The organism is Methylobacterium sp. XJLW (assembly GCF_003254375.1).
Taxonomy (GTDB): domain Bacteria; phylum Pseudomonadota; class Alphaproteobacteria; order Rhizobiales; family Beijerinckiaceae; genus Methylobacterium; species Methylobacterium fujisawaense.
Genome location: NZ_CP016429.1, coordinates 5,741,331 through 5,760,223, shown reverse-complemented (window position 1 = coordinate 5,760,223; position 18,893 = coordinate 5,741,331). Strand labels below are relative to the sequence as shown.

The 18,893-nt window shown below is 68.9% G+C and carries 17 protein-coding genes; 11 read left to right on the top strand and 6 right to left on the bottom strand.

Features of this window, described 5'->3' with window-relative positions:
- Positions 1 to 3: 3 nt before the first annotated feature.
- From A3862_RS26520 to A3862_RS26505, 4 genes are all read right to left on the bottom strand, one after another.
- Positions 4 to 447, bottom strand: coding sequence for a hypothetical protein (locus A3862_RS26520; RefSeq protein WP_043354970.1), 444 nt, complete (start codon positions 445 to 447; stop codon positions 4 to 6).
- Positions 444 to 1,277, bottom strand: a complete 834-nt coding sequence (locus tag A3862_RS26515) for a nucleotide-binding protein (RefSeq protein WP_043756032.1) — start codon at positions 1,275 to 1,277, stop codon at positions 444 to 446. The genes A3862_RS26520 and A3862_RS26515 overlap by 4 nt, the downstream gene beginning before the upstream one ends.
- Positions 1,278 to 1,960: 683 nt before the next feature.
- Complete coding sequence (locus tag A3862_RS26510) at positions 1,961 to 2,674, bottom strand: MarC family protein (protein WP_043756034.1); 714 nt, start codon at positions 2,672 to 2,674, stop codon at positions 1,961 to 1,963.
- Positions 2,675 to 2,741: 67 nt separating this feature from the next.
- Positions 2,742 to 3,476, bottom strand: a complete 735-nt coding sequence (locus A3862_RS26505) for a methyltransferase domain-containing protein (protein WP_111474114.1) — start codon at positions 3,474 to 3,476, stop codon at positions 2,742 to 2,744.
- A 148-nt stretch (positions 3,477 to 3,624) separates the two neighbouring features.
- Here A3862_RS26505 and gloB point away from each other — a divergent pair, with 148 nt between their 5' ends.
- The 10 genes from gloB (at position 3,625) to lpdA (ending at position 15,956) form a co-directional block, all read left to right on the top strand.
- Entirely contained in the window at positions 3,625 to 4,401 is a 777-nt protein-coding gene (gene gloB, locus A3862_RS26500) for a hydroxyacylglutathione hydrolase (protein ID WP_111474113.1), read from the top strand.
- A 342-nt stretch (positions 4,402 to 4,743) separates the two neighbouring features.
- Entirely contained in the window at positions 4,744 to 5,313 is a 570-nt protein-coding gene (locus tag A3862_RS26495) for a TetR family transcriptional regulator (RefSeq protein WP_007560094.1), read from the top strand.
- Between the two features lie 400 nt (positions 5,314 to 5,713).
- Positions 5,714 to 6,676, top strand: a complete 963-nt coding sequence (gene mdh / locus A3862_RS26490) for a malate dehydrogenase (RefSeq protein WP_043354955.1) — start codon at positions 5,714 to 5,716, stop codon at positions 6,674 to 6,676.
- A 102-nt stretch (positions 6,677 to 6,778) separates the two neighbouring features.
- A complete protein-coding gene (gene sucC / locus A3862_RS26485; RefSeq protein ID WP_043354953.1) occupies positions 6,779 to 7,975 on the top strand; it encodes an ADP-forming succinate--CoA ligase subunit beta in 1,197 nt (398 codons plus the stop codon).
- 2 nt (positions 7,976 to 7,977) lie between these two features.
- Positions 7,978 to 8,862 (top strand): succinate--CoA ligase subunit alpha, encoded by an 885-nt coding sequence (gene sucD, locus A3862_RS26480; RefSeq protein ID WP_043354951.1) that lies wholly within the window; start codon positions 7,978 to 7,980, stop codon positions 8,860 to 8,862.
- Between the two features lie 172 nt (positions 8,863 to 9,034).
- On the top strand, positions 9,035 to 12,034 hold the full coding sequence (locus A3862_RS26475) for a 2-oxoglutarate dehydrogenase E1 component (protein WP_043388850.1): 3,000 nt from the start codon (positions 9,035 to 9,037) through the stop codon (positions 12,032 to 12,034).
- A gap of 10 nt (positions 12,035 to 12,044) precedes the next feature.
- On the top strand, positions 12,045 to 12,344 hold the full coding sequence (locus A3862_RS26470; RefSeq protein ID WP_043756039.1) for a YciI family protein: 300 nt from the start codon (positions 12,045 to 12,047) through the stop codon (positions 12,342 to 12,344).
- 49 nt (positions 12,345 to 12,393) lie between these two features.
- The gene (gene odhB / locus A3862_RS26465; protein ID WP_043354944.1) at positions 12,394 to 13,722 is read left to right on the top strand and encodes a 2-oxoglutarate dehydrogenase complex dihydrolipoyllysine-residue succinyltransferase; all 1,329 of its coding nucleotides are present in this window, start codon (positions 12,394 to 12,396) and stop codon (positions 13,720 to 13,722) included.
- 7 nt (positions 13,723 to 13,729) lie between these two features.
- A complete protein-coding gene (locus tag A3862_RS26460; RefSeq protein ID WP_043756041.1) occupies positions 13,730 to 14,485 on the top strand; it encodes an SDR family oxidoreductase in 756 nt (251 codons plus the stop codon).
- A gap of 67 nt (positions 14,486 to 14,552) precedes the next feature.
- The gene (gene lpdA, locus A3862_RS26455) at positions 14,553 to 15,956 is read left to right on the top strand and encodes a dihydrolipoyl dehydrogenase (RefSeq protein ID WP_043756043.1); all 1,404 of its coding nucleotides are present in this window, start codon (positions 14,553 to 14,555) and stop codon (positions 15,954 to 15,956) included.
- Between the two features lie 216 nt (positions 15,957 to 16,172).
- On the opposite strand, the gene A3862_RS26450 is transcribed toward lpdA, so the two are convergent.
- Both A3862_RS26450 and A3862_RS26445 read right to left on the bottom strand, forming a co-directional pair.
- The gene (locus tag A3862_RS26450) at positions 16,173 to 17,030 is read right to left on the bottom strand and encodes a response regulator (protein ID WP_043354938.1); all 858 of its coding nucleotides are present in this window, start codon (positions 17,028 to 17,030) and stop codon (positions 16,173 to 16,175) included.
- Between the two features lie 155 nt (positions 17,031 to 17,185).
- Positions 17,186 to 18,154, bottom strand: a complete 969-nt coding sequence (locus A3862_RS26445; protein ID WP_043388863.1) for a tyrosine recombinase XerC — start codon at positions 18,152 to 18,154, stop codon at positions 17,186 to 17,188.
- A 113-nt stretch (positions 18,155 to 18,267) separates the two neighbouring features.
- Here A3862_RS26445 and ruvC point away from each other — a divergent pair, with 113 nt between their 5' ends.
- Positions 18,268 to 18,891: a crossover junction endodeoxyribonuclease RuvC gene (gene ruvC / locus A3862_RS26440; protein ID WP_043388865.1), complete on the top strand. Its 624-nt coding sequence runs from the start codon at positions 18,268 to 18,270 to the stop codon at positions 18,889 to 18,891.
- The last annotated feature ends 2 nt before the right edge of the window (positions 18,892 to 18,893 follow it).

Sequence of the window (18,893 nt, the reverse complement as noted above, 5' to 3'; positions counted from 1 at the left end):
GGATCAGCGGCCGATCCCGAACCCGCGCGGTGTGTCGGCGGCGCCGCGCTGCCCGCAGGCCTCCAGCGCGGCGGCGATCCGCGTCGCGCTGGCCGCGGACCCGTGCGACAGGCTGAGGACGGTGCCGAGGATCCCGGCGCTCACGAGGACGCCGAGGGCTGCCACACCGAGCAGCACGTAGCTCATCAATCTGTTGCGGCGCAGGTCGGCCGTCAGCGCCCGGATCAGATCCTGGTTGTCTTCGGCCAGTCGATTCCGCGCCGCCACCAGCTCGTTGTACATGTTGGTGATGGCGTTGGTGGACATGTACACGAGCAGCAGGTGGACGACGAAGTCGTCGTCCGTCGTGGTGTTGAGGGCGGCCGCGATCCGCACGGCGAGCTGGCGCTCCCAGGGCTGCAGATCGCGGCCATGGACCGACCGGTAGAACCGCTCGAGGTTGGTCACGGCCGAAGGGCATCCCGCCACGCCGTGTGGAAGTTGCGCCGCAGGCGGCGACCCTCGACCCGAAGGCGCATCGGCGCGCTGTTCGCCAGAGCCTGCCAGGTCATGTGCTGGACCCGCAGGGCCTCGATCAGCCGCTCGCCGATCCGCTCCACCTCGATGACGCGGAAGTTCGACTGCTTGCGCAGGGAGCGCACGAGATCGGACGATTCGAGATAATCGAAATTCGTCGCCTGGGCGGTGTTCTTGGCCAGGATCGCCCGATCGCACTCGATCAGCATGGGCCGGAGTTCCCTGAGGACCTCCAGGGCGGTGGGATCGACCGCGCCGGCCGCAACGACCACGGCGAGGCGGATATTCGCCTCCCGGCAGCTCTCCACGATGATCTCGGCACAGCGGCGCGTCGTCTCGGTATCGCCGGCCGGGAAGTCGACCACGATGAAGCGTTCGGGGGTCTCGATGACCCGTTCGATCAGGTCTTGGCACAGGGTCGGGTCGACGCGCCCCGTGCTGTCTTCGGCACGCAGGCGCTGCCGGAAGCCGGCGATTCCGGACCTGCGCGCCACGAAATTGTCGCTGCCGGGATTGGTCTCCTGCATGAGCGCGGTGTGGAAATGCCGGTTGGCCGGATCGGTGTCGATCGCCAGCACCGGACCCGCCTCCGCACAGAGATCGGCCACCTGAAGGGCGATGGTGGTCTTGCCGACGCCGCCCTTGCCGCCGAGGCAGAGGACGAGAACCTTCGCGGCAGAGCCCAGAAGATCGCGCTGGATGTCCTGGATCTCGTCCGGGCTGTACCAGGCCGGAACTTTACTCTGGGACGTGTCGGTCATGCGCTGTCTCCTTGCTGATTCATGCAGGACGGCCTCGGCACGCGGGGCACCGGGCCTGCGGGCATTCGGGGGTCACGGGACCAGCCCGCACGGGCGCTCCGGGGACGCGGTGCGGGCTCCCGACGGCGCGATCGCACAAAGGGCTCTCGGGCCTTCGTGAGGGAAGGATCCGATCATGCCGGTGCCGACGGGGGCGGGGAGACCCACCGGTGACGCTGGCCTGGGCCGAGCGCGGTCGCGTGCGCCGTCCCTTCGCGTCCCCCCGGCGATAGGCGTCTCGGCTTGGCGTCCGTCGCCACGGTAGGCACTCCGTTCCTGGATCTCTTTCTTCGACAGTTGGACCCAGAAGCTTTCGCATCGCTGCAGCCGCGTTCTGGAAAGATCTGGCGTGCCACAGGAAACGACGCAAGCCATGTCTTATCAGTTTTCCTCTTAAATCTCCGTCTAACGTTCGATCATTAAAAAACTTTTATATTTGATTATAACGCACTAATCGTCGGTTAAATGAGTAATTTTATTATACTCATCGATATACGACAGACATAATCGTCAATTCGGCAGATTCGTCCGGACGGATAGCGAGCCCCTCCGCATATCCGGCATGTCACGGGAAAGGCCCGTCGAAACGATCCGATCCGGGGCGGCCCTCAGCACTTCGCGAATGACGGGTGCGCGCGCGGACGTCAGCGGGCCGCAGCGAGGGGGGCGAACACGTCCAGGAGGCCGTTCACCAGGATCTGCGTGCCGACGCACAGCAGCAGGAAGGCGAAGAGGCGGCCCATCACCCGGGCGCGGGCCGGGCCTATGAACGCCACCACCCGGTCGGCGGAGGCGTAGAGCACGGCGACCGTGGCGGCGACCGCGAGGGCTGCCAGCGTGACGCCGATGTAGAAGCTGAACCGCTCCGCATAGGCCGTCGGCCGGTTCGCCCCCAGGGTGATGGCAACCGCGATCGTCCCCGGTCCCGTGGTGAACGGCAGCGTCAGGGGGAAGAAGGCGATGTCGGAGAGGGGGCCCGGTGCCGGATCGCCCTGCGGCTCTGTCGAGACCGCGCCGCGGGCCGCCGAGCCCGAGGCCTCGGCCTGCTTGCGCGCCTCCCGCGCCTCCGGCCGGTTCAGCTGCGTCCAGGCCGACGACATGACCACGAGTCCGCCGGCGATGCGCAGCGCCCCCAGCGTCACGCCGAAGAAATTGAGGATCGGCGTGCCCGCCCAGAGGGCGCCGAGCATCACCAGGGCGGCGTAACCGCCGATCCGCCGCGACAGCAGCACGCGCTCGGCGTGGCTGAAGGCGCTCGTCACCTGTGCGAAGATGAACGCACCCCCGATCGGGTTCACGATCGAGAACAGGGCCGACAGGGCGAGCAGGAACTGCTGGGTGGTGAGGTCGAGGCTCATCGGGTCCAACCGGATCGCACGCTGTCCTGGACCATCGACCGCCGTGGATGGGGATCGCGCATCCGGATCAGCCCGGGGAGGGGGCCGGCACCAGCACACGGGCCGGCGCGAGACGGCGGGCGCGCCGCACCTGCTGCACGGCGACGGGCCGGTACAGCTGCTTCGTCGCGTCGACGACGTGCAGGCCCGCGAAGGGCAGGGACAGGCTGGTGCCGAGCCACTCCCAGGCGGGTCCGGTGCGCAGCATCAGGCGCGAGCGTGCCGGCGGCATGTACAGGGTCTCGGCCCAGCTCACCGGCGAGAACAGCGTATCCCGCATCAGCCGTCCGAGCTGCGAGCGGCTGTAGGGCTGGCCGTGACCGAAGGGCGTCGCCTCCCGGCGGGCCCAGACGCCCCGGCGGTTGGGCACCACCAGGATCATGCGACCGCCCGGGGTGAGGGTCCGCCAGACCTCCTGCAGCAGCTCTGTCGGGCTCTCCACCGATTCGAGGGCGTGGACCAGGATGACCCGGTCGATGGCGGCCTCGGGCAGCGGCATCATGGTGGGATCGGCCAAAGCCGCGCAGGAACGCCCGGTGCTCGGCCAGTTCACCACGCCCTGCGTGGCCGGCATGAAGGCGAGCGTGCGCTCGGCGATATAGTGGACCGGCCCGAGATAGGGCGTCGCGTAGCCGATCCCGAGGACGCGCAGTCCCGAGACCGAGCCGAGGAAATCGTGGAGCGCGTGGCCGACCACACGATGCGTCGTGCGGCCCAGAGGGCTGGCGTAGAAGGCCCGCAAGCCGTTGACGTCGAGACGCATGGGAACAGAAGATCGCGATCGGAACGGTCGTTGTACTCAATGGTGAGCCGCGCGCCGCGCGGCAAGCGTCCGAGGAACCCGGCGGGACCATCACCTGTTCACGGCAACAGATTTCGCGCCCCTTCGCGTTCCTGGGAGACCCCGTCCGATGGCCGCCGAGACCGAGATTCGCACCTTCCTCTGCCGCAGCGACAATATCGGCGTGCTCATCCGCGATCCGGCGACCGGCGCCTGCGCGGCGATCGACGTCCCGGAGGCCGAGCCGGTCCTGAAGGCCCTCGACGAGACCGGCTGGCGCTTGACCGACATCCTCGTCACGCACCGGCACGGCGACCATGTCGAGGGCATCCCGGCGGTGAAGCAGGCGACCGGAGCCCGGGTGGTCGCCCCCGCCAAGGCCGGGGACGCGGTCCCGCAGGTGGACGTGACGGTGCGAGAGGGCGACACCGTCGCGATCGGCCGCCTGGAAGCCCAGGTCTGGGAGACGCCGGGCCACTGCGCCGACCACGTGACCTATTGGTTCGCCCAGGCCGGCCTCGTCTGCGCCGGGGACACCCTGTTCACCCTCGGCTGCGGGCGGGTGATGGAGAGCCCGCCCGAGACCCTGTACCGCTCCCTGCGGCGCTTCGACGATCTGCCCGACGCGACGCAGGTGTTCAGCGGCCACGACTACGTACTCTCCAACGCACGCTTCGCCCTGGCGGCCGATCCGGACAATCCGGACCTGAAGGCGCGCTTCGCCGAGGCCGAGCGCGCCAAGGCGGAAGGCCGCTTCCTGATCCCCTCGACCATGGGCGCGGAACGGGCGACCAACCCGTTCCTGCGCAGTGGACAGCCGGCCCTGGCCCGGTCCGTCGACCTACCGCCGGAAAACGATCCCGAGGCGGTGTTCGTCGCCTTGCGAGCGTGGAAGAACCGCTTTTAACGCAGGTGATAACGAGAAAAATTTGTTGCCTTCTCAAGGCAAACTGACACATAGGGATGTTTAAGCGGTCCTAATCCGCTCAGGTAACCGGGCTCCCGGGGGGAAGCCGTAACGTCAACGCGAAGCGCCGGGACGCTTCAGCCGGTATGATGGGGGTCCGTCTCGCCCTACCACCTGTCCACTTCCCGCCTGCCGCTGCCTTTCCTCAAGCCAGAGTCCGACGGGTCCAAGGAGGAGGCGCTCAGCGCCAAGCCCAAGATTTCCGTCGCCGACGCACTCCGCGAAAATGGTGACGCGGCCAGTCCTGCGCGCCCGCGGGCGCCGGTTGCGGCCGACGTCCGGCTGCTCGGCATCGCCACCGAGCATCTGTCGCGGCTCGGCCCCAAGCGCGTGACGGTCGTGGCCGTTGCCGCCGAGGCCGGCATGACGCACGCCAACGTGTACCGTTACTTCCCGTCGAAGGACGCGCTCCTCGACGCGGTGGCGGGGCGCTGGCTGCGCGAGGTCGAAGCGCGGCTCGCCGGCATCGCCGACGCGCCCGATCCCGCCGACGACAAGATCGAGCGTCTGCTGACAGCCCTCGCGACGGTCCAACGGGACGCCCTGTTCGACGAACCGAACCTGTTCGCGGTCCATCTCGACGCCACCGTGTCGGCCCGGCCGATCGCCCGGCGGCATCGCGTCCGCCTGCGCAGTCTCGTGGAGCGGGTGGTCGAAGAGGGGATCACGTCCGGGATCTTCTCGGCTCGCGATCGGGAGCGGGCGATCGCCTACATCTTCGACGCGAGCTACCGCTTCACGCATCCCCTGGCGATCCAGCACGATGCCGAAGTGCCCCGCGACCTGATCGAGGCCCGTTTCGGAGCCGTCATCCACGCGATCCAGCGGGTGCTCCGCTCCGGCATCCTCTGATCCACCGCTTTCGCGAACGCCGCTCGCCGGGCCCGGACTCCCCTGTCCGGGCCCTTGTCGTTTCCGCGCTGCGGGCCGATCCGAGCGCCGCCCCCGACCGAAATGACAGGTTTCAAAATCTGTCATCGAGACTTCGGAGCGCCTGCGGAGCCGGGTGCACTGCACCTAAAACCTTCGCGACGTTGACGTTTCGGCACACCCCTCGCCTCGTTGAGAGGCCGCCGGATGCCTCGGACGCGCCGGCCGCGCACCCTGCATCGGGTTGAAGCCACGGTGCTTTTCGGCCACACAGCCGCGCAGATTTCAGAGTGACGAATCCGGTCTCGGACCCTGGCGGCCGAGCACGGCCGGCCTCGCGCACCGCATCACCGAAGTCGAACGCAGCGGAGACGAATCCGACATGGCTCGCAACAAGATCGCGCTCATCGGTGCCGGCCAGATCGGCGGCACCCTGGCACTTCTCGCTGGCCTCAAGGATCTCGGGGACGTGGTGCTGTTCGACATCGTCGACGGCGTGCCGCAGGGCAAGGCACTCGACATCGCCGAGGCCGCCCCGGTGGAGGGCTTCGACGCGACCTACGCGGGCGCGAGCGACTACGCCGCCATCAAGGGGGCCGACGTCGTGATCGTCACCGCGGGCGTGCCGCGCAAGCCCGGCATGAGCCGCGACGACCTGATCGGCATCAATCTCAAGGTGATGCAGGCGGTGGGCGAGGGCATCAAGACCCACGCGCCGGACGCCTTCGTGATCTGCATCACCAACCCGCTCGACGCGATGGTCTGGGCGCTCCAGAAGTTCTCCGGTCTGCCCACCAACAAGATCGTCGGCATGGCCGGCGTTCTCGACTCGGCCCGCTTCCGCCACTTCCTGGCCGAGGAGTTCAAGGTCTCGGTCGAGGACGTCACCGCCTTCGTCCTCGGCGGCCACGGCGACGACATGGTGCCGCTGACCCGCTACTCGACGGTGGCGGGCGTGCCGCTGACCGACCTCGTCAAGCTCGGCTGGACCACCCAGGAGAAGCTCGACGCCATGGTCGAGCGCACCCGCAAGGGCGGCGGCGAGATCGTCAACCTGCTCAAGACCGGCTCGGCCTTCTACGCGCCCGCCGCCTCCGCCATCGCCATGGCCGAGAGCTACCTGCGCGACAAGAAGCGGGTCCTGCCCTGCGCCGCCTATCTCGACGGCCAGTACGGCGTCTCCGGCATGTTCATCGGCGTGCCGATCGTGATCGGCGCGAACGGCGTGGAGCGCGTGCTCGAGGTGACCTTCGACGCGGCCGAGAAGACGATGTTCGACAAGTCGGTCGCCTCGGTGGCGGGCCTGATCGAGGCCTGCAAGGGCGTCGACAGCAACCTCGCCTGACCGGTAAGCGGATACCGGGCCGCGCGTAGCGTTCGGGGATTCGAATCCCCGTCGCTCCACGCTGTTCGTTGCCACCTATTCGCTCCTCCCTACGAGGCTCCGATGAACATCCACGAATACCAGGCCAAGGCCGTGCTGAAGGAGTTCGGCCTGCCCGTCTCCCGCGGCGTGGCCATCTTCAACCCGTCGGAGGCTGAGGCCGCCGCCAAGGAGCTCGGCGGCCCGGTCTGGGTCGTGAAGAGCCAGATCCACGCGGGCGGCCGCGGCAAGGGCACCTTCAAGGGTGCACCCGAGGGCGCCAAGGGCGGCGTGCGCGTCACCAAGTCGATCGACGAGGTGAAGCAGTATGCGGGCGAGATGCTCGGCCAGACGCTGGTGACGATCCAGACCGGCCCGGCCGGCAAGCAGGTCAACCGCCTTTACATCGAGGAAGGCGCGCAGATCGCCGAGGAATTCTACCTCTCGATGCTGGTGGACCGCGCCACGGGCGGCGTCGCCTTCGTGGTCTCCACCGAGGGCGGGATGGACATCGAGGCGGTGGCCCACGACACGCCCGAGAAGATCCACACGATCGCGGTCGATCCGGCCACGGGCGTCATGCCCCATCACGGCCGCGCCGTCGCCAAGGCGCTCGGGCTGTCCGGCGCCCAGGCCAAGGAAGCCGGCGCGCTCACCGAGAAGCTCTACGCGGCCTTCGTCGCCAAGGACATGAGCCTCCTCGAGATCAACCCGCTGGTGCTCACCGCGGACGGGCATCTCAAGTGCCTCGACGCCAAGATGGCCTTCGATTCGAACGCCCTCTACCGGCACCCGGACATCGTGGCGCTCCGCGACGAGACCGAGGAGGACGCCAAGGAGATCGAGGCGTCCAAGTACGACCTCGCCTACATCGCGCTCGACGGCACGATCGGCTGCATGGTCAACGGCGCCGGCCTCGCCATGGCGACCCTCGACATCATCAAGCTCTACGGCGAGGAGCCGGCGAACTTCCTCGATGTCGGCGGCGGCGCCTCGGAGGAGAAGGTCACGGCGGCGTTCAAGATCATCACCGCCGATCCGAACGTGAAGGGGATCCTCGTCAACATCTTCGGCGGGATCATGAAGTGCGACGTGATCGCAAACGGCGTCATCGCGGCCGTGAAAGCGGTGGGCCTGCAGGTGCCGCTGGTTGTGCGCCTCGAGGGCACGAACGTCGAGGAGGGGAAGGCGATCATCCGGAATTCCGGTCTCAACGTGATCCCGGCGGACGACCTCGACGACGCCGCCCAGAAGATCGTCGCCGCCGTGAAGGGAGCCTGATCATGTCGGTGATGATCGACGCCAACACCAAGGTCATCTGCCAGGGTTTCACCGGCAAGAACGGGACCTTCCACTCCGAGCAGGCCATCGCCTACGGCACCAAGATGGTCGGCGGCACGAGCCCCGGTAAGGGCGGCTCGACGCATCTCGGCCTGCCGGTGTTCGACACGGTGGCCGAGGCCCGCGAGGCCACGGGCGCCGATGCCTCGGTGGTCTACGTGCCCCCGCCCGGCGCCGCCGACGCGATCTGCGAGGCGATCGCCGCCGAGATCCCGCTGATCGTCTGCATCACCGAGGGCATTCCGGTGCTCGACATGGTCAAGGTGAAGCGGGCGCTCACCGGCTCGAAGTCGCGTCTGGTCGGGCCGAACTGCCCGGGCATCGTCACGGCGGGCGAATCGAAGATCGGCATCATGCCGGCCAACATCTTCCGGCAAGGCTCGGTCGGTATCGTCTCGCGTTCCGGCACGCTGACCTACGAGGCGGTGTTCCAGACCTCCAATGCCGGCCTCGGCCAGACCACCGCGGTGGGCATCGGCGGCGACCCGGTGAAGGGCACCGAGTTCATCGACGTGCTGGAGCTGTTCCTGGCCGACCCGAAGACCGAGTCGATCGTGATGATCGGCGAGATCGGCGGCTCGGCCGAGGAGGAGGCTGCGCAGTTCCTGAAGGACGAGGCCAAGCGCGGGCGCAAGAAGCCGATGGTCGGCTTCATCGCCGGCCGCACGGCGCCTCCGGGCCGCCGCATGGGTCATGCCGGCGCGATCATCTCGGGCGGCAAGGGCGGCGCCGAGGACAAGATCGCCGCCATGGAGGCCGCGGGCATCCGCGTGTCGCCGTCGCCGGCCCGGCTGGGCTCGACGCTCGTCGAGGTCCTGAAGGGCTGAGGGCAAGCGCGCCTGCGTTGCGGCCATCGCAGGGCCGCAACGCCCATATCGGGCGTGCAGACGATTTCAGCGGGGCGGTCACCCGCCCCGTTTCGGTTTGAGGGCGATCCGCCGCGCTGACGGGGAGCCCGAAGGGCAGGGGAGCCTGCCCGCGCGACAGGATGGACGCACCATGGCACGCCAGGACGTGAACGAAGCGCTCCTCGAAACCTCGTTCCTCTACGGCGCCAACGCCGCCTACATCGAGGAATTGCAGGCGGCCTACGCCCGCAACCCGTCCTCGGTGGATCCGGAGTGGCAGACCTTCTTCAAGGGGCTCGGCGAAGACGAGACCCTGGTCGAGAAGAACGCCGCCGGCGCCTCCTGGGAGAAGCCCAACTGGCCGGTGCCGCTGAACGGCGAGCTGGTCTCGGCGCTCGACGGCAATTGGGGTGCCCTGGAGAAGGCGGTCGGCGACCGCATCGTCGCCCGGGACGGCAAGGACGCCAAGGACGCGAAGCCCGGCAAGCCGCAGGACAGCGTCACCGCAACCACCGGCGTGTCTGTGGAGCAGGCGACGAAGGATTCGGTGCGGGCGATCATGCTGATCCGCTCCTACCGCATGCGCGGCCACCTGCACGCCAAGCTCGACCCGCTCGGGCTTGCCCCCCGCGGTGACCACGAGGAGCTGCACCCGCAGCATTACGGCTTCACCGAGGAATCCGACTGGGACCGCCCGATCTTCCTCGACAACGTGCTCGGCCTCCAGTTCGGCACGATCCGCGAGATCGTCGACATCCTGGAGCGGACCTACTGCCAGACGCTCGGCGTCGAGTTCATGCACATCTCCGACCCCGCCGAGAAGGCGTGGATCCAGGAGCGCATCGAGGGCAAGGACAAGGAGATCTCCTTCACGCCCGAGGGCCGCCGCGCGATCCTCAACAAGCTGATCGAGGCCGAGGGCTTCGAGAAGTTTCTGGATCTGAAGTACACCGGCACGAAGCGCTTCGGCCTCGATGGCGGCGAGTCGATGATCCCGGCGCTGGAGCAGATCATCAAGCGCGGCGGCGCGCTCGGCGTCCGCGAGATCGTGCTGGGCATGGCCCATCGCGGCCGGCTCAACGTCCTCACCAACGTGATGGCGAAGCCCTTCCGGGCGGTGTTCCACGAGTTCAAGGGCGGCTCGGCTTCCCCGGCCGAGGTCGAGGGCTCGGGCGACGTGAAGTACCATCTGGGCGCGTCCTCGGACCGCGCCTTCGACGGCAACAACGTCCACCTGTCGCTCACCGCCAACCCCTCGCATCTCGAGATCGTCGATCCGGTGGTGCTCGGGAAGGTCCGCGCCAAGCAGGACCAGTGGGCCAAACCCAACATCGAGCGTCGCACGGTGCTGCCGCTGCTGATTCACGGCGACGCCGCCTTCGCGGGCCAGGGCGTGGTGGCCGAGTGCTTCGGCCTGTCGGGCCTGAAGGGCCACCGCACCGGCGGCTCGATCCACTTCATCATCAACAACCAGATCGGCTTCACCACCGATCCGCGCTTCTCGCGCTCCTCGCCCTACCCGTCCGACGTCGCCAAAATGGTCGAGGCGCCGATCTTCCACTGCAACGGCGACGATCCGGAAGCCGTCACCTTCGCGGCCAAGGTGGCGGTCGAGTACCGGCAGAAGTTCGGCAAGCCGGTCGTGATCGACATGCTCTGCTACCGCCGCTTCGGCCACAACGAGGGCGATGAGCCGGCCTTCACCCAGCCGAAGATGTACCAGCGGATCCGCAAGCATCCCTCGGTGCTGGAGAATTACGGCCGCAAGCTCGTCGAGAACAGCTCCGTGACCCAGGAGGCGCTCGACGCCCGAAAGGCCGAGTTCCGCGGGATGCTCGACACCGAGCTCGACGTCGCCAACACCTACAAGGCCAACAAGGCCGACTGGCTCGACGGCCGCTGGTCCGGCGTGAAGGCGGTCCACGAGGACGTGGACGATCCGCGCCGGGGCCGCACCGCCGTGCCGGCCGAGACCCTGCAGGAGATCGGGCGCAAGATCACCCAGGCGCCGCCCGGCTTCCACCTGCACCGCACGATCCAGCGGTTCATGGACAACCGCGCCAAGGCGGTGGAGACGGGTGTCGGCATCGACTGGGCGACCGCCGAGGCCCTGGCCTTCGGGGCGACCCTGCTCGACGGCAACCGGGTCCGGCTCTCCGGCCAGGATGTCGAGCGCGGCACCTTCTCGCAGCGCCACGCGGTGGTGATCGATCAGGAGAACGAGCAGCGCTACACGCCGCTCAACGCCATCCGCGAGGGCCAGGCCTCCATCGAGATCATCAACTCGATGCTCTCCGAGGAAGCGGTGCTCGGCTTCGAGTACGGCTACTCCCTGGCCGAGCCGAACGCCCTGGTCCTCTGGGAGGCGCAGTTCGGCGATTTCGCCAACGGCGCCCAGGTGGTGATCGACCAGTTCATCGCGTCCGGCGAGCGCAAGTGGCTGCGCATGTCCGGCCTCGTGCTGCTGCTGCCGCACGGCTACGAGGGGCAGGGGCCGGAGCACTCCTCCGCCCGGCTGGAGCGCTACCTCCAGGCCTGCGCCGAGGACAACATGCAGGTCGCCAACGTCACGACGCCGGCGAACTACTTCCACATCCTGCGCCGGCAGCTGAAGCGCGACTTCCGCAAGCCGCTGGTGCTGATGACGCCGAAGTCGCTGCTGCGCCACAAGCGCGCCGTCTCCAGCCTCGACGCGCTGGCCGAGGGCTCGACCTTCCACCGCGTCCTCTGGGACGACGCCGAGGAGGAGGGCGCGCCGAACAAGCTCGTGCGCGACGACAAGATCCGCCGCGTCGTCCTGTGTTCCGGCAAGGTCTATTACGACCTACTGGAGGAGCGGGAGAAGCGCGGGCTTAACGACATCTACCTGATGCGCGTCGAGCAGCTCTACCCGTTCCCGCTCAAGGCTCTGGCCAACGAGATGGCCCGCTTCCGCAACGCCGACGTGATCTGGTGCCAGGAGGAGCCCAAGAACATGGGCGCCTGGTCCTTCGTCGAGCCCTACCTCGAGTGGGTGCTCGGCCAGGCCGGCTCCGCGGTGAAGCGCGCCCGGTACGTCGGCCGTCCGGCTTCCGCCTCCACGGCGGTCGGTCAGATGTCGAAGCACCAAGCGCAGCTCCAGGCCTTCCTCAACGAGGCCCTGGCGGTCTGATCATCCGGCCATGGCTTATTTCCTGCTCCGTCTGGAACCGCCCCGCCCGAGCTTCCCGTTCGACGCGACGGAGGCCGAGAAGGCGCTGTTCTCGGCTCATTCCGGCTACTGGATGGAGCAGGCGGCCGCAGGGGCCGCCATCGCGGTCGGACCCGTCTTCGAGTCCGGCGGCACCTGGGGCCTGACCCTGGTCGAGGCCGACGACGCGGCCCAGGCCGAGGCGCTCGGCGAAGCAGATCCCGTCCTGATGGCGCAGGCAGGCTTCCGGTACACCGTCTCGCCCGTTCCATCCCTGATCCTGCGGCGCTGACGTCGCGGCCCGACATCCAGAGGAGGCCCCCCGCGGGGCAGAAGAGAGCATGGCAACCGACATCCTCGTCCCGACCCTCGGCGAATCCGTGAGCGAGGCCACGATCGGCCGCTGGTTCAAGAAGCCCGGCGACACGGTCGCGGCCGACGAGCCGATCGTCGAGCTCGAGACCGACAAGGTCACCCTGGAGGTCAACGCCCCGGCGGCCGGCGAGCTCGGCGAGATCCTGGTCAAGGATGGGGAGACCGTGGAGCCCGGCGCCCTGCTCGGCTCGATCGTCGAGGCCGGCGCGGCCGGCAGCGGCAAGAAGGCCGCCCCCAAGGAGGCCCCGAAGGAGGCCGCCGAGATCAAAGCCGAGAGCCGGAGCGAGGCCCCGAAGGCCGCCGCCCCCGCGAAGGCCGAAGCGCCCGCCCAGGAATCCTCTGCCGGCTACGGCAACCACGGCGACGCTGCCGCTCCGGCGGCAGCCCAGCAGCGCCCGGTGGGCGACAACGGCCCGGCGGTGGCGAAGCTCGCCCGGGAATCCGGCGTCGACCCGTCGGCGGTCAGTGGCTCCGGCAAGGACGGCCGCGTCACCAAGGGCGACATGCTCGGCGCCATCGCAAAGGGCCCGTCGGCCGCGCCCGCCAAGGAGGCCCGACCGACCCTGCCGCGCGCGCCTTCGGCGCCGGACGACGCCGCGCGCGAGGAACGCGTGCGGATGACGAAGCTGCGCCAGACCATCGCGCGCCGCCTCAAGGACGCGCAGGACACGGCGGCGATGCTGACGACGTTCAACGACGTCGACATGTCGGCCGTGATGGCGATGCGCAGCCAGTACAAGGATATCTTCGAGAAGAAGCACGGCACGAAGCTCGGCTTCATGGGCTTCTTCACCAAGGCGGTGATCGGCGCCCTCAAGGACGTGCCGGCGGTCAACGCCGAGATCGACGGGCAGGACCTCGTCTACAAGAACTACTACCACATCGGCATCGCGGTCGGGACCGATAAGGGCCTCGTCGTGCCGGTGGTGCGCGACGCCGACGACCTGTCGATCGCCGGCATCGAGAAGAAAATCGCGGGCTTCGGCAAGAAGGCCCGCGACGGCAAGCTCTCCATCGAGGAGATGCAGGGCGGCACCTTCACGATCACCAACGGTGGCATCTACGGCTCGCTGATGTCGACGCCGATCCTCAACGCGCCGCAATCGGGCATCCTCGGCATGCACCGCATCGAGGAGCGCCCGGTGGTCCGGGCCGGCAAGATCGAGGCCCGGCCGATGATGTACCTCGCGCTGTCGTACGATCATCGCATCGTCGACGGTAAGGAGGCCGTGACCTTCCTGGTGCGGGTGAAGGAGGCGCTGGAGGATCCGGCGCGGCTCGTGCTGGACCTCTGAGGTCGTCATGTCGGGCGCTGAGAACAGGGTTGCGATCGTCACCGGCGGCAGCCGCGGCATCGGCCAGGCCGTGTCGCTGCTTCTCGCGGAGCGCGGCTACGCGGTCTGCCTGAGCTACGTGTCGGACGCCGCCGCAGCCAAGACCGTGGTGGACGCGATCACCGCCAAGGGCGGCAAGGCGCTCGCCGTGAAGGGCGATGTCGGCAGCGAGGCCGACGTCATCGCGCTGTTCAGGGCGGCCGACGGGCTCGGGCGCCTCGCGGCTTTGGTCAACAATGCCGGCGTCGTCGACGTGAAGTCCGACGTCGCCGACATGACCGAGGGCCGGCTCCAGCGGATGATGACAACCAACGTGGTCGGCAGCTTCCTGTGCGCCCGCGAGGCGGTCCGGCGGATGTCGACCAAGCGCGGCGGGGCAGGGGGCGCCATCGTCAACCTGTCCTCGGTGGCGGCGCGGCTGGGCGGCCCCGGTCAGTTCGTGGATTACGCCGCCTCGAAGGGGGCCATCGACGCGCTGACGATCGGGCTCGCCCGGGAGGTGGCCGCCGAAGGCATCCGGGTCAACGCGGTGGCGCCCGGCATCATCGCCACCGAGATCCATGCCAGCGGCGGCGAGCCGGACCGGGTGGAGCGCCTCGGCCCGGGCGTCCCGATGAAGCGGGCCGGCACCGCCGAGGAGGTGGCCGCACCGATCGTGTGGCTGCTCTCGGAGGAGGCCTCCTACACCACGGGCGCCATCCTCGACGTCGGCGGCGGCCGCTGAGCCTCAGCCCGACCTGACATTCCCTGCCCGTCTCACACGCGGCACGACCGAGCGGAAGCGAAGCCTCATGTCCTACGATCTCGTCGTCATCGGCACCGGTCCCGGCGGCTACGTGTGCGCCATCCGCGCGGCGCAGCTCGGCCTGCGGACCGCCGTGGTCGAGAAGCGCGCGACCCATGGCGGCACCTGCCTCAATGTCGGCTGCATCCCGTCCAAGGCCCTGCTGCACGCCTCCGAGGCGTTCGAGGAGGCCAACACGCATTTCGCCGATCTCGGCATCGATGTCGGCACGCCGAAGCTCGACCTGAAGAAGATGATGGCCTTCAAGGCCGAGGGCGTGGCGGGCAACACCAAGGGCGTCGAGTTCCTGCTCAAGAAGAACAAGGTCGAGACCTTCCACGGCACCGGCCGGATCGCGGGTGCCGGCCGGGTCGAGGTCGTGTCCGAGGATGGCGGCAACCAGATGCTCGAGACCAAGAGCATCGTCATCGCCACCGGCTCGGACGTGGCGCGCCTGCCCGGCGTCACCATCGACGAGAAGGTGGTGGTCTCCTCGACCGGCGCCCTGGAGCTCGACCGGGTGCCGAAGAAGCTCCTGGTCATCGGCGCCGGCGTGATCGGTCTGGAGCTGGGCTCCGTCTGGCGCCGGCTCGGCTCCGAGGTCACCGTGGTCGAGTATCTCGACCGGGTGCTGCCCGGCATGGACGGAGAGGTCGGCAAGCAGTTCCAGCGGATCCTGACCAAGCAGGGCATCGCCTTCAAGCTGTCCACCAAGGTGACCGGCGTCGAGGTCGGCAAGAAGGGCGGCGCGACCGTCACCGTGGAGCCGGCCGCGGGCGGCGCGGCGGAAACGCTCCAGGCGGACGCGGTCCTCGTCTGCATCGGCCGGGTCCCCTACACGGAGGGCCTGGGCCTCGACACGGTGGGCGTCCAGCGGGACGACAAGGGCCGGATCCTCACGGACTCGCACTACGCCACCAACGTCACCGGCATCTACGCCATCGGTGACGTGATTGCCGGCCCGATGCTGGCCCACAAGGCCGAGGACGAGGGCGTCGCGGTGGCCGAGATGCTGGCCGGCCAGTCCGGCCACGTGAATTACGGCGTGATCCCGAACGTGGTCTACACGTTCCCGGAGGTCGCCTCGGTGGGCAAGACCGAGGAGGAGTTGAAGAAGGACGGCGTCGCCTACAACGCCGGCAAGTTCCCCTTCACGGCCAACGGCCGGGCCAAGGCGAACGGCACCACGGACGGCTTCGTGAAGGTGCTGGCCGACGCCCAGACCGACCGGGTGCTGGGCGTGCACATCGTCGGCGCGGATGCCGGCAACCTGATCGCCGAGGCGGCGGTGGCGATGGAGTTCGGTGCCTCCTCGGAGGACATCGCCCGGACCTGCCACGCGCATCCGACGCTGACCGAGGCCGTCAAGGAAGCCGCCCTGGCGGTGAGCAAGCGCGCGATCCACGTCTGAGTGGCGGGCGGACGCACGAGCGTCCATCCGCAGGGGGGCTGGGACAAAAGGGGCGGCTCACCGAACTGCCCCTTGTCCTGAGTCGCCGGAGCGCAGCGCAGACCATGAGGCAGGGCGCCGGAGACCGTCGCGCTCCCCGAAGCCCTCCTTCGAGGCCCGCTTCGCGGGCACCTCAGAAAGAGGCTGGGAGATCGCGGCCGCCTGCCGGCGGCGGGATCAGGCGATCTTGCGCCGGGAGTTCGGCAGGTCGGCGATCCGCAGGAGGGCACTCGGTGCGGGCGGCGCCGTCAGGGCGTTGAGCAGGTAGGGCCTGCGCAGGCCCAGGGCGTTGTGCAAGGCGAGGTCAATGTCGCGGGCGTAGAACGGCATTCGCAGGACCGCATCGACGCCGAAGTAGCGGCCGGCCTGGGCGACGGGCTCCAGCTCGGACGTCGTCAACAGTGTGATCCGGGTCGGAAGGCTGAGGGGCTGGATCTGGCAGGCCAGTTCGAGCCCGTCGATGCCACCGAGCTTCACGTCGATGAAGGCGAAGTCGTAGGCGGCAAACTTCAGCTGCCTGAGGGCGTGGCGTCCGTCATCCGTCTCGTCGAGGTCGATGGCGAAGCCGCTGCGCGCCACGACGCGGCTGATGGCCGAGCGCCCCGCCGGGGTCGAGCAGGCGAGCAGAGCCCGGGTCGGGGCGCGGCGCCGGGCATCGGCGTGGAGCAGCTGCTCGATATGGCCTGGATCGAGGGGGGTCTTCAGGACCTCGTAGGCCCCGAGGCTGGTGGCGATCTCCTGCCAGTGCGGCAGGACGCGGGTGGCGACCAGAACCAGACAGGGCGGCTCCGCACCCGCGCGACGCGCCACGGCGACGGCTTCGGGCCCGCTCAGGTCGTCAAGCTGAAGCCCGACGAAGGCCAGAGTCGGGCGGTGACGCAGCAGGATGTCGCAGAGCGCCTGACCGGAGGTCGCCTCGTCGATCACAGCGCGTGGATCGAAGCGCAGGACGATCTCTCGCAGGGAGAGGCGCCGGCCCGGATCGCAATCCGCGATCACGACACGTGCCGGCGCCCCTCCGTCCTCAAGCTCCATGACGCCCGCCCAAGCCGATCCGAATGTTCATGCTCATAGTGGCTGAAGATCGTGACGAAGCTCTTAAAAAGCGCGGTTGTGCAATGAGCCGATCGGATGACGCGTCTATAGATGATGTTGAACAGCCCCGAAGTCGAAACTTCCAGCACTCTTGATCAGCGACCCGCCCGGGGATGGGCCGCCGCGTAGGCGCTCATGAGACGGGCGGCATCGACCTGGGTGTAGAGCTGAGTGGTGGACAGGGAGGCGTGACCGAGGAGTTCCTGGATCGCGCGCAATTCACCCTGGCGGGCCAGCAGATGGGTGGCGAAGGAGTGCCGCAGGGCGTGCGGCGTGGCGCTGTCGGGCAGGCCGAGGGCTCCCCGCGCGCGGGCCACCGTATACTGGATGATCCGCGGCGACAGGGCCCCCCCGCGCGCGCCGACGAAGAGCGGCCCCTCCGGCGGCAGCGGCAGCGGGCAGGCGGCGAGGTAGTCGGCCACGGCCTGCGCCACCACGGGCAGGATCGGCACCATGCGCTGCTTGCCGCCCTTGCCGAGCACGGTGACCTGATCGACCCCGGGCAGGGGCGCGTCGCGGCGAGTCAGTCCGAGGGCCTCGGAGATGCGCAGGCCTGCGCCGTAGAGCAGCGCCAGCACGGCGGCATCCCGGGCGAGAACCCAGGGCGCGCGTTCCTCGCCGGCGCGAATCGCCGTGTCGGTCAACGCCACGGCGGCGCTGACGGGCAGGGGTCGCGGAAGCCGCCGCGGAACCTTGGGCGAGCGCACGCCGCCCAGGGCCGAGACGGTGCCGAAGCCCTCGCGTTCGAGGAAGCGTGCGAAGGAGCGCAGGCCCGCGAGCATGCGCATCAGCGAGCGCCCGGAGACCTCCTCGGCCCGGCGCGCCGCCATGAAGGCGCGGATGTCCCGCACCTTCAAGCCGACGAGCATCGGGATGGTCGGCGTGCTCTGCCGCGACGCGAGGTGGTGGAGAAACTGACGGAGGTCACGCCCGTAAGCCTCGACGGTGTTGGGCGACATTCGCCGCTCGCGGGCCAGCCCCTCGATCCAGGCCTGGACGGCCGCGCGGAGGCGGGCATCGCCCGGAAACAGCAGCCGATCGCCTTCGGTTTCGTGCGCGCTCATGGTGCCACTCGACCGGATCATCCTTGCTGGGAGCTTAAGACCCTGCCTTGGTGAAACCGGGCGTTCACGATACGTACGGCAGCCTCGGGCCGTTCACCGAGCCGTGGAGCCCCATGACAACCCCCATCCGCATCCTCGGCATCGATCCCGGCCTGCGCCGCACCGGCTGGGGCCTGATCACCGCGCAGGGCACGAAGCTCACCTACGGCGATTGCGGCGTCGTGACCTCGGACGGCGACCTGCCGCTGGCCCTGCGCCTGCGCGAGCTGTTCGAGGGGATCAGCCGCATCGTCGAGACCGTGCGGCCCGACGAGGTCGCCGTGGAGGAGACCTTCGTCAACAAGGACGCGCAGGCGACGCTCAAGCTGGGTCACGCCCGGGCGATGGCGCTGGTGGTGCCGGCCCTCGCCGGCCTGCCCGTGTTCGAATACGCCGCGAACCTGATCAAGAAGACCGTGGCGGGCTCCGGTCACGCCGAGAAGGTACAGATCCAGGCGATGGTACGCTTCCTCCTGCCGAAGGCCGAGTTCCGCGTGGCGGACGCCGCCGACGCGCTGGCCATCGCCATCACCCATGCCAGCCATCGGGACGCCCACGCCCTTCGGCAGGCGCATCTGCCGAAGGGTAAGCGCCGCACGCTCACGGGCCAAGCGGCCGCAGGACAGGGGCTCGAAGGGAAGGGATTCTCCGCCGCCGCAGCCGCGCGCATCGAGGCCGCATTGGCGAAACAGGGCTGATG

What these genes read in the sequence shown, in the direction of transcription:
- lpdA (WP_043756043.1), top strand. Translation starts at nt 14,553, where the DNA reads ATGTCCTACGATCTCGTCGTCATCGGCACCGGTCCCGGCGGCTACGTG.
- sucC (WP_043354953.1), top strand. Translation starts at nt 6,779, where the DNA reads ATGAACATCCACGAATACCAGGCCAAGGCCGTGCTGAAGGAGTTCGGC.
- mdh (WP_043354955.1), top strand. Translation starts at nt 5,714, where the DNA reads ATGGCTCGCAACAAGATCGCGCTCATCGGTGCCGGCCAGATCGGCGGC.
- sucD (WP_043354951.1), top strand. Translation starts at nt 7,978, where the DNA reads ATGTCGGTGATGATCGACGCCAACACCAAGGTCATCTGCCAGGGTTTC.
- A3862_RS26445 (WP_043388863.1), bottom strand. Translation starts at nt 18,154, where the DNA reads ATGAGCGCGCACGAAACCGAAGGCGATCGGCTGCTGTTTCCGGGCGAT.
- A3862_RS26510 (WP_043756034.1), bottom strand. Translation starts at nt 2,674, where the DNA reads ATGAGCCTCGACCTCACCACCCAGCAGTTCCTGCTCGCCCTGTCGGCC.
- odhB (WP_043354944.1), top strand. Translation starts at nt 12,394, where the DNA reads ATGGCAACCGACATCCTCGTCCCGACCCTCGGCGAATCCGTGAGCGAG.
- A3862_RS26470 (WP_043756039.1), top strand. Translation starts at nt 12,045, where the DNA reads ATGGCTTATTTCCTGCTCCGTCTGGAACCGCCCCGCCCGAGCTTCCCG.
- A3862_RS26475 (WP_043388850.1), top strand. Translation starts at nt 9,035, where the DNA reads ATGGCACGCCAGGACGTGAACGAAGCGCTCCTCGAAACCTCGTTCCTC.
- A3862_RS26505 (WP_111474114.1), bottom strand. Translation starts at nt 3,476, where the DNA reads ATGCGTCTCGACGTCAACGGCTTGCGGGCCTTCTACGCCAGCCCTCTG.
- A3862_RS26460 (WP_043756041.1), top strand. Translation starts at nt 13,730, where the DNA reads ATGTCGGGCGCTGAGAACAGGGTTGCGATCGTCACCGGCGGCAGCCGC.
- gloB (WP_111474113.1), top strand. Translation starts at nt 3,625, where the DNA reads ATGGCCGCCGAGACCGAGATTCGCACCTTCCTCTGCCGCAGCGACAAT.
- A3862_RS26515 (WP_043756032.1), bottom strand. Translation starts at nt 1,277, where the DNA reads ATGACCGACACGTCCCAGAGTAAAGTTCCGGCCTGGTACAGCCCGGAC.
- A3862_RS26450 (WP_043354938.1), bottom strand. Translation starts at nt 17,030, where the DNA reads ATGGAGCTTGAGGACGGAGGGGCGCCGGCACGTGTCGTGATCGCGGAT.
- ruvC (WP_043388865.1), top strand. Translation starts at nt 18,268, where the DNA reads ATGACAACCCCCATCCGCATCCTCGGCATCGATCCCGGCCTGCGCCGC.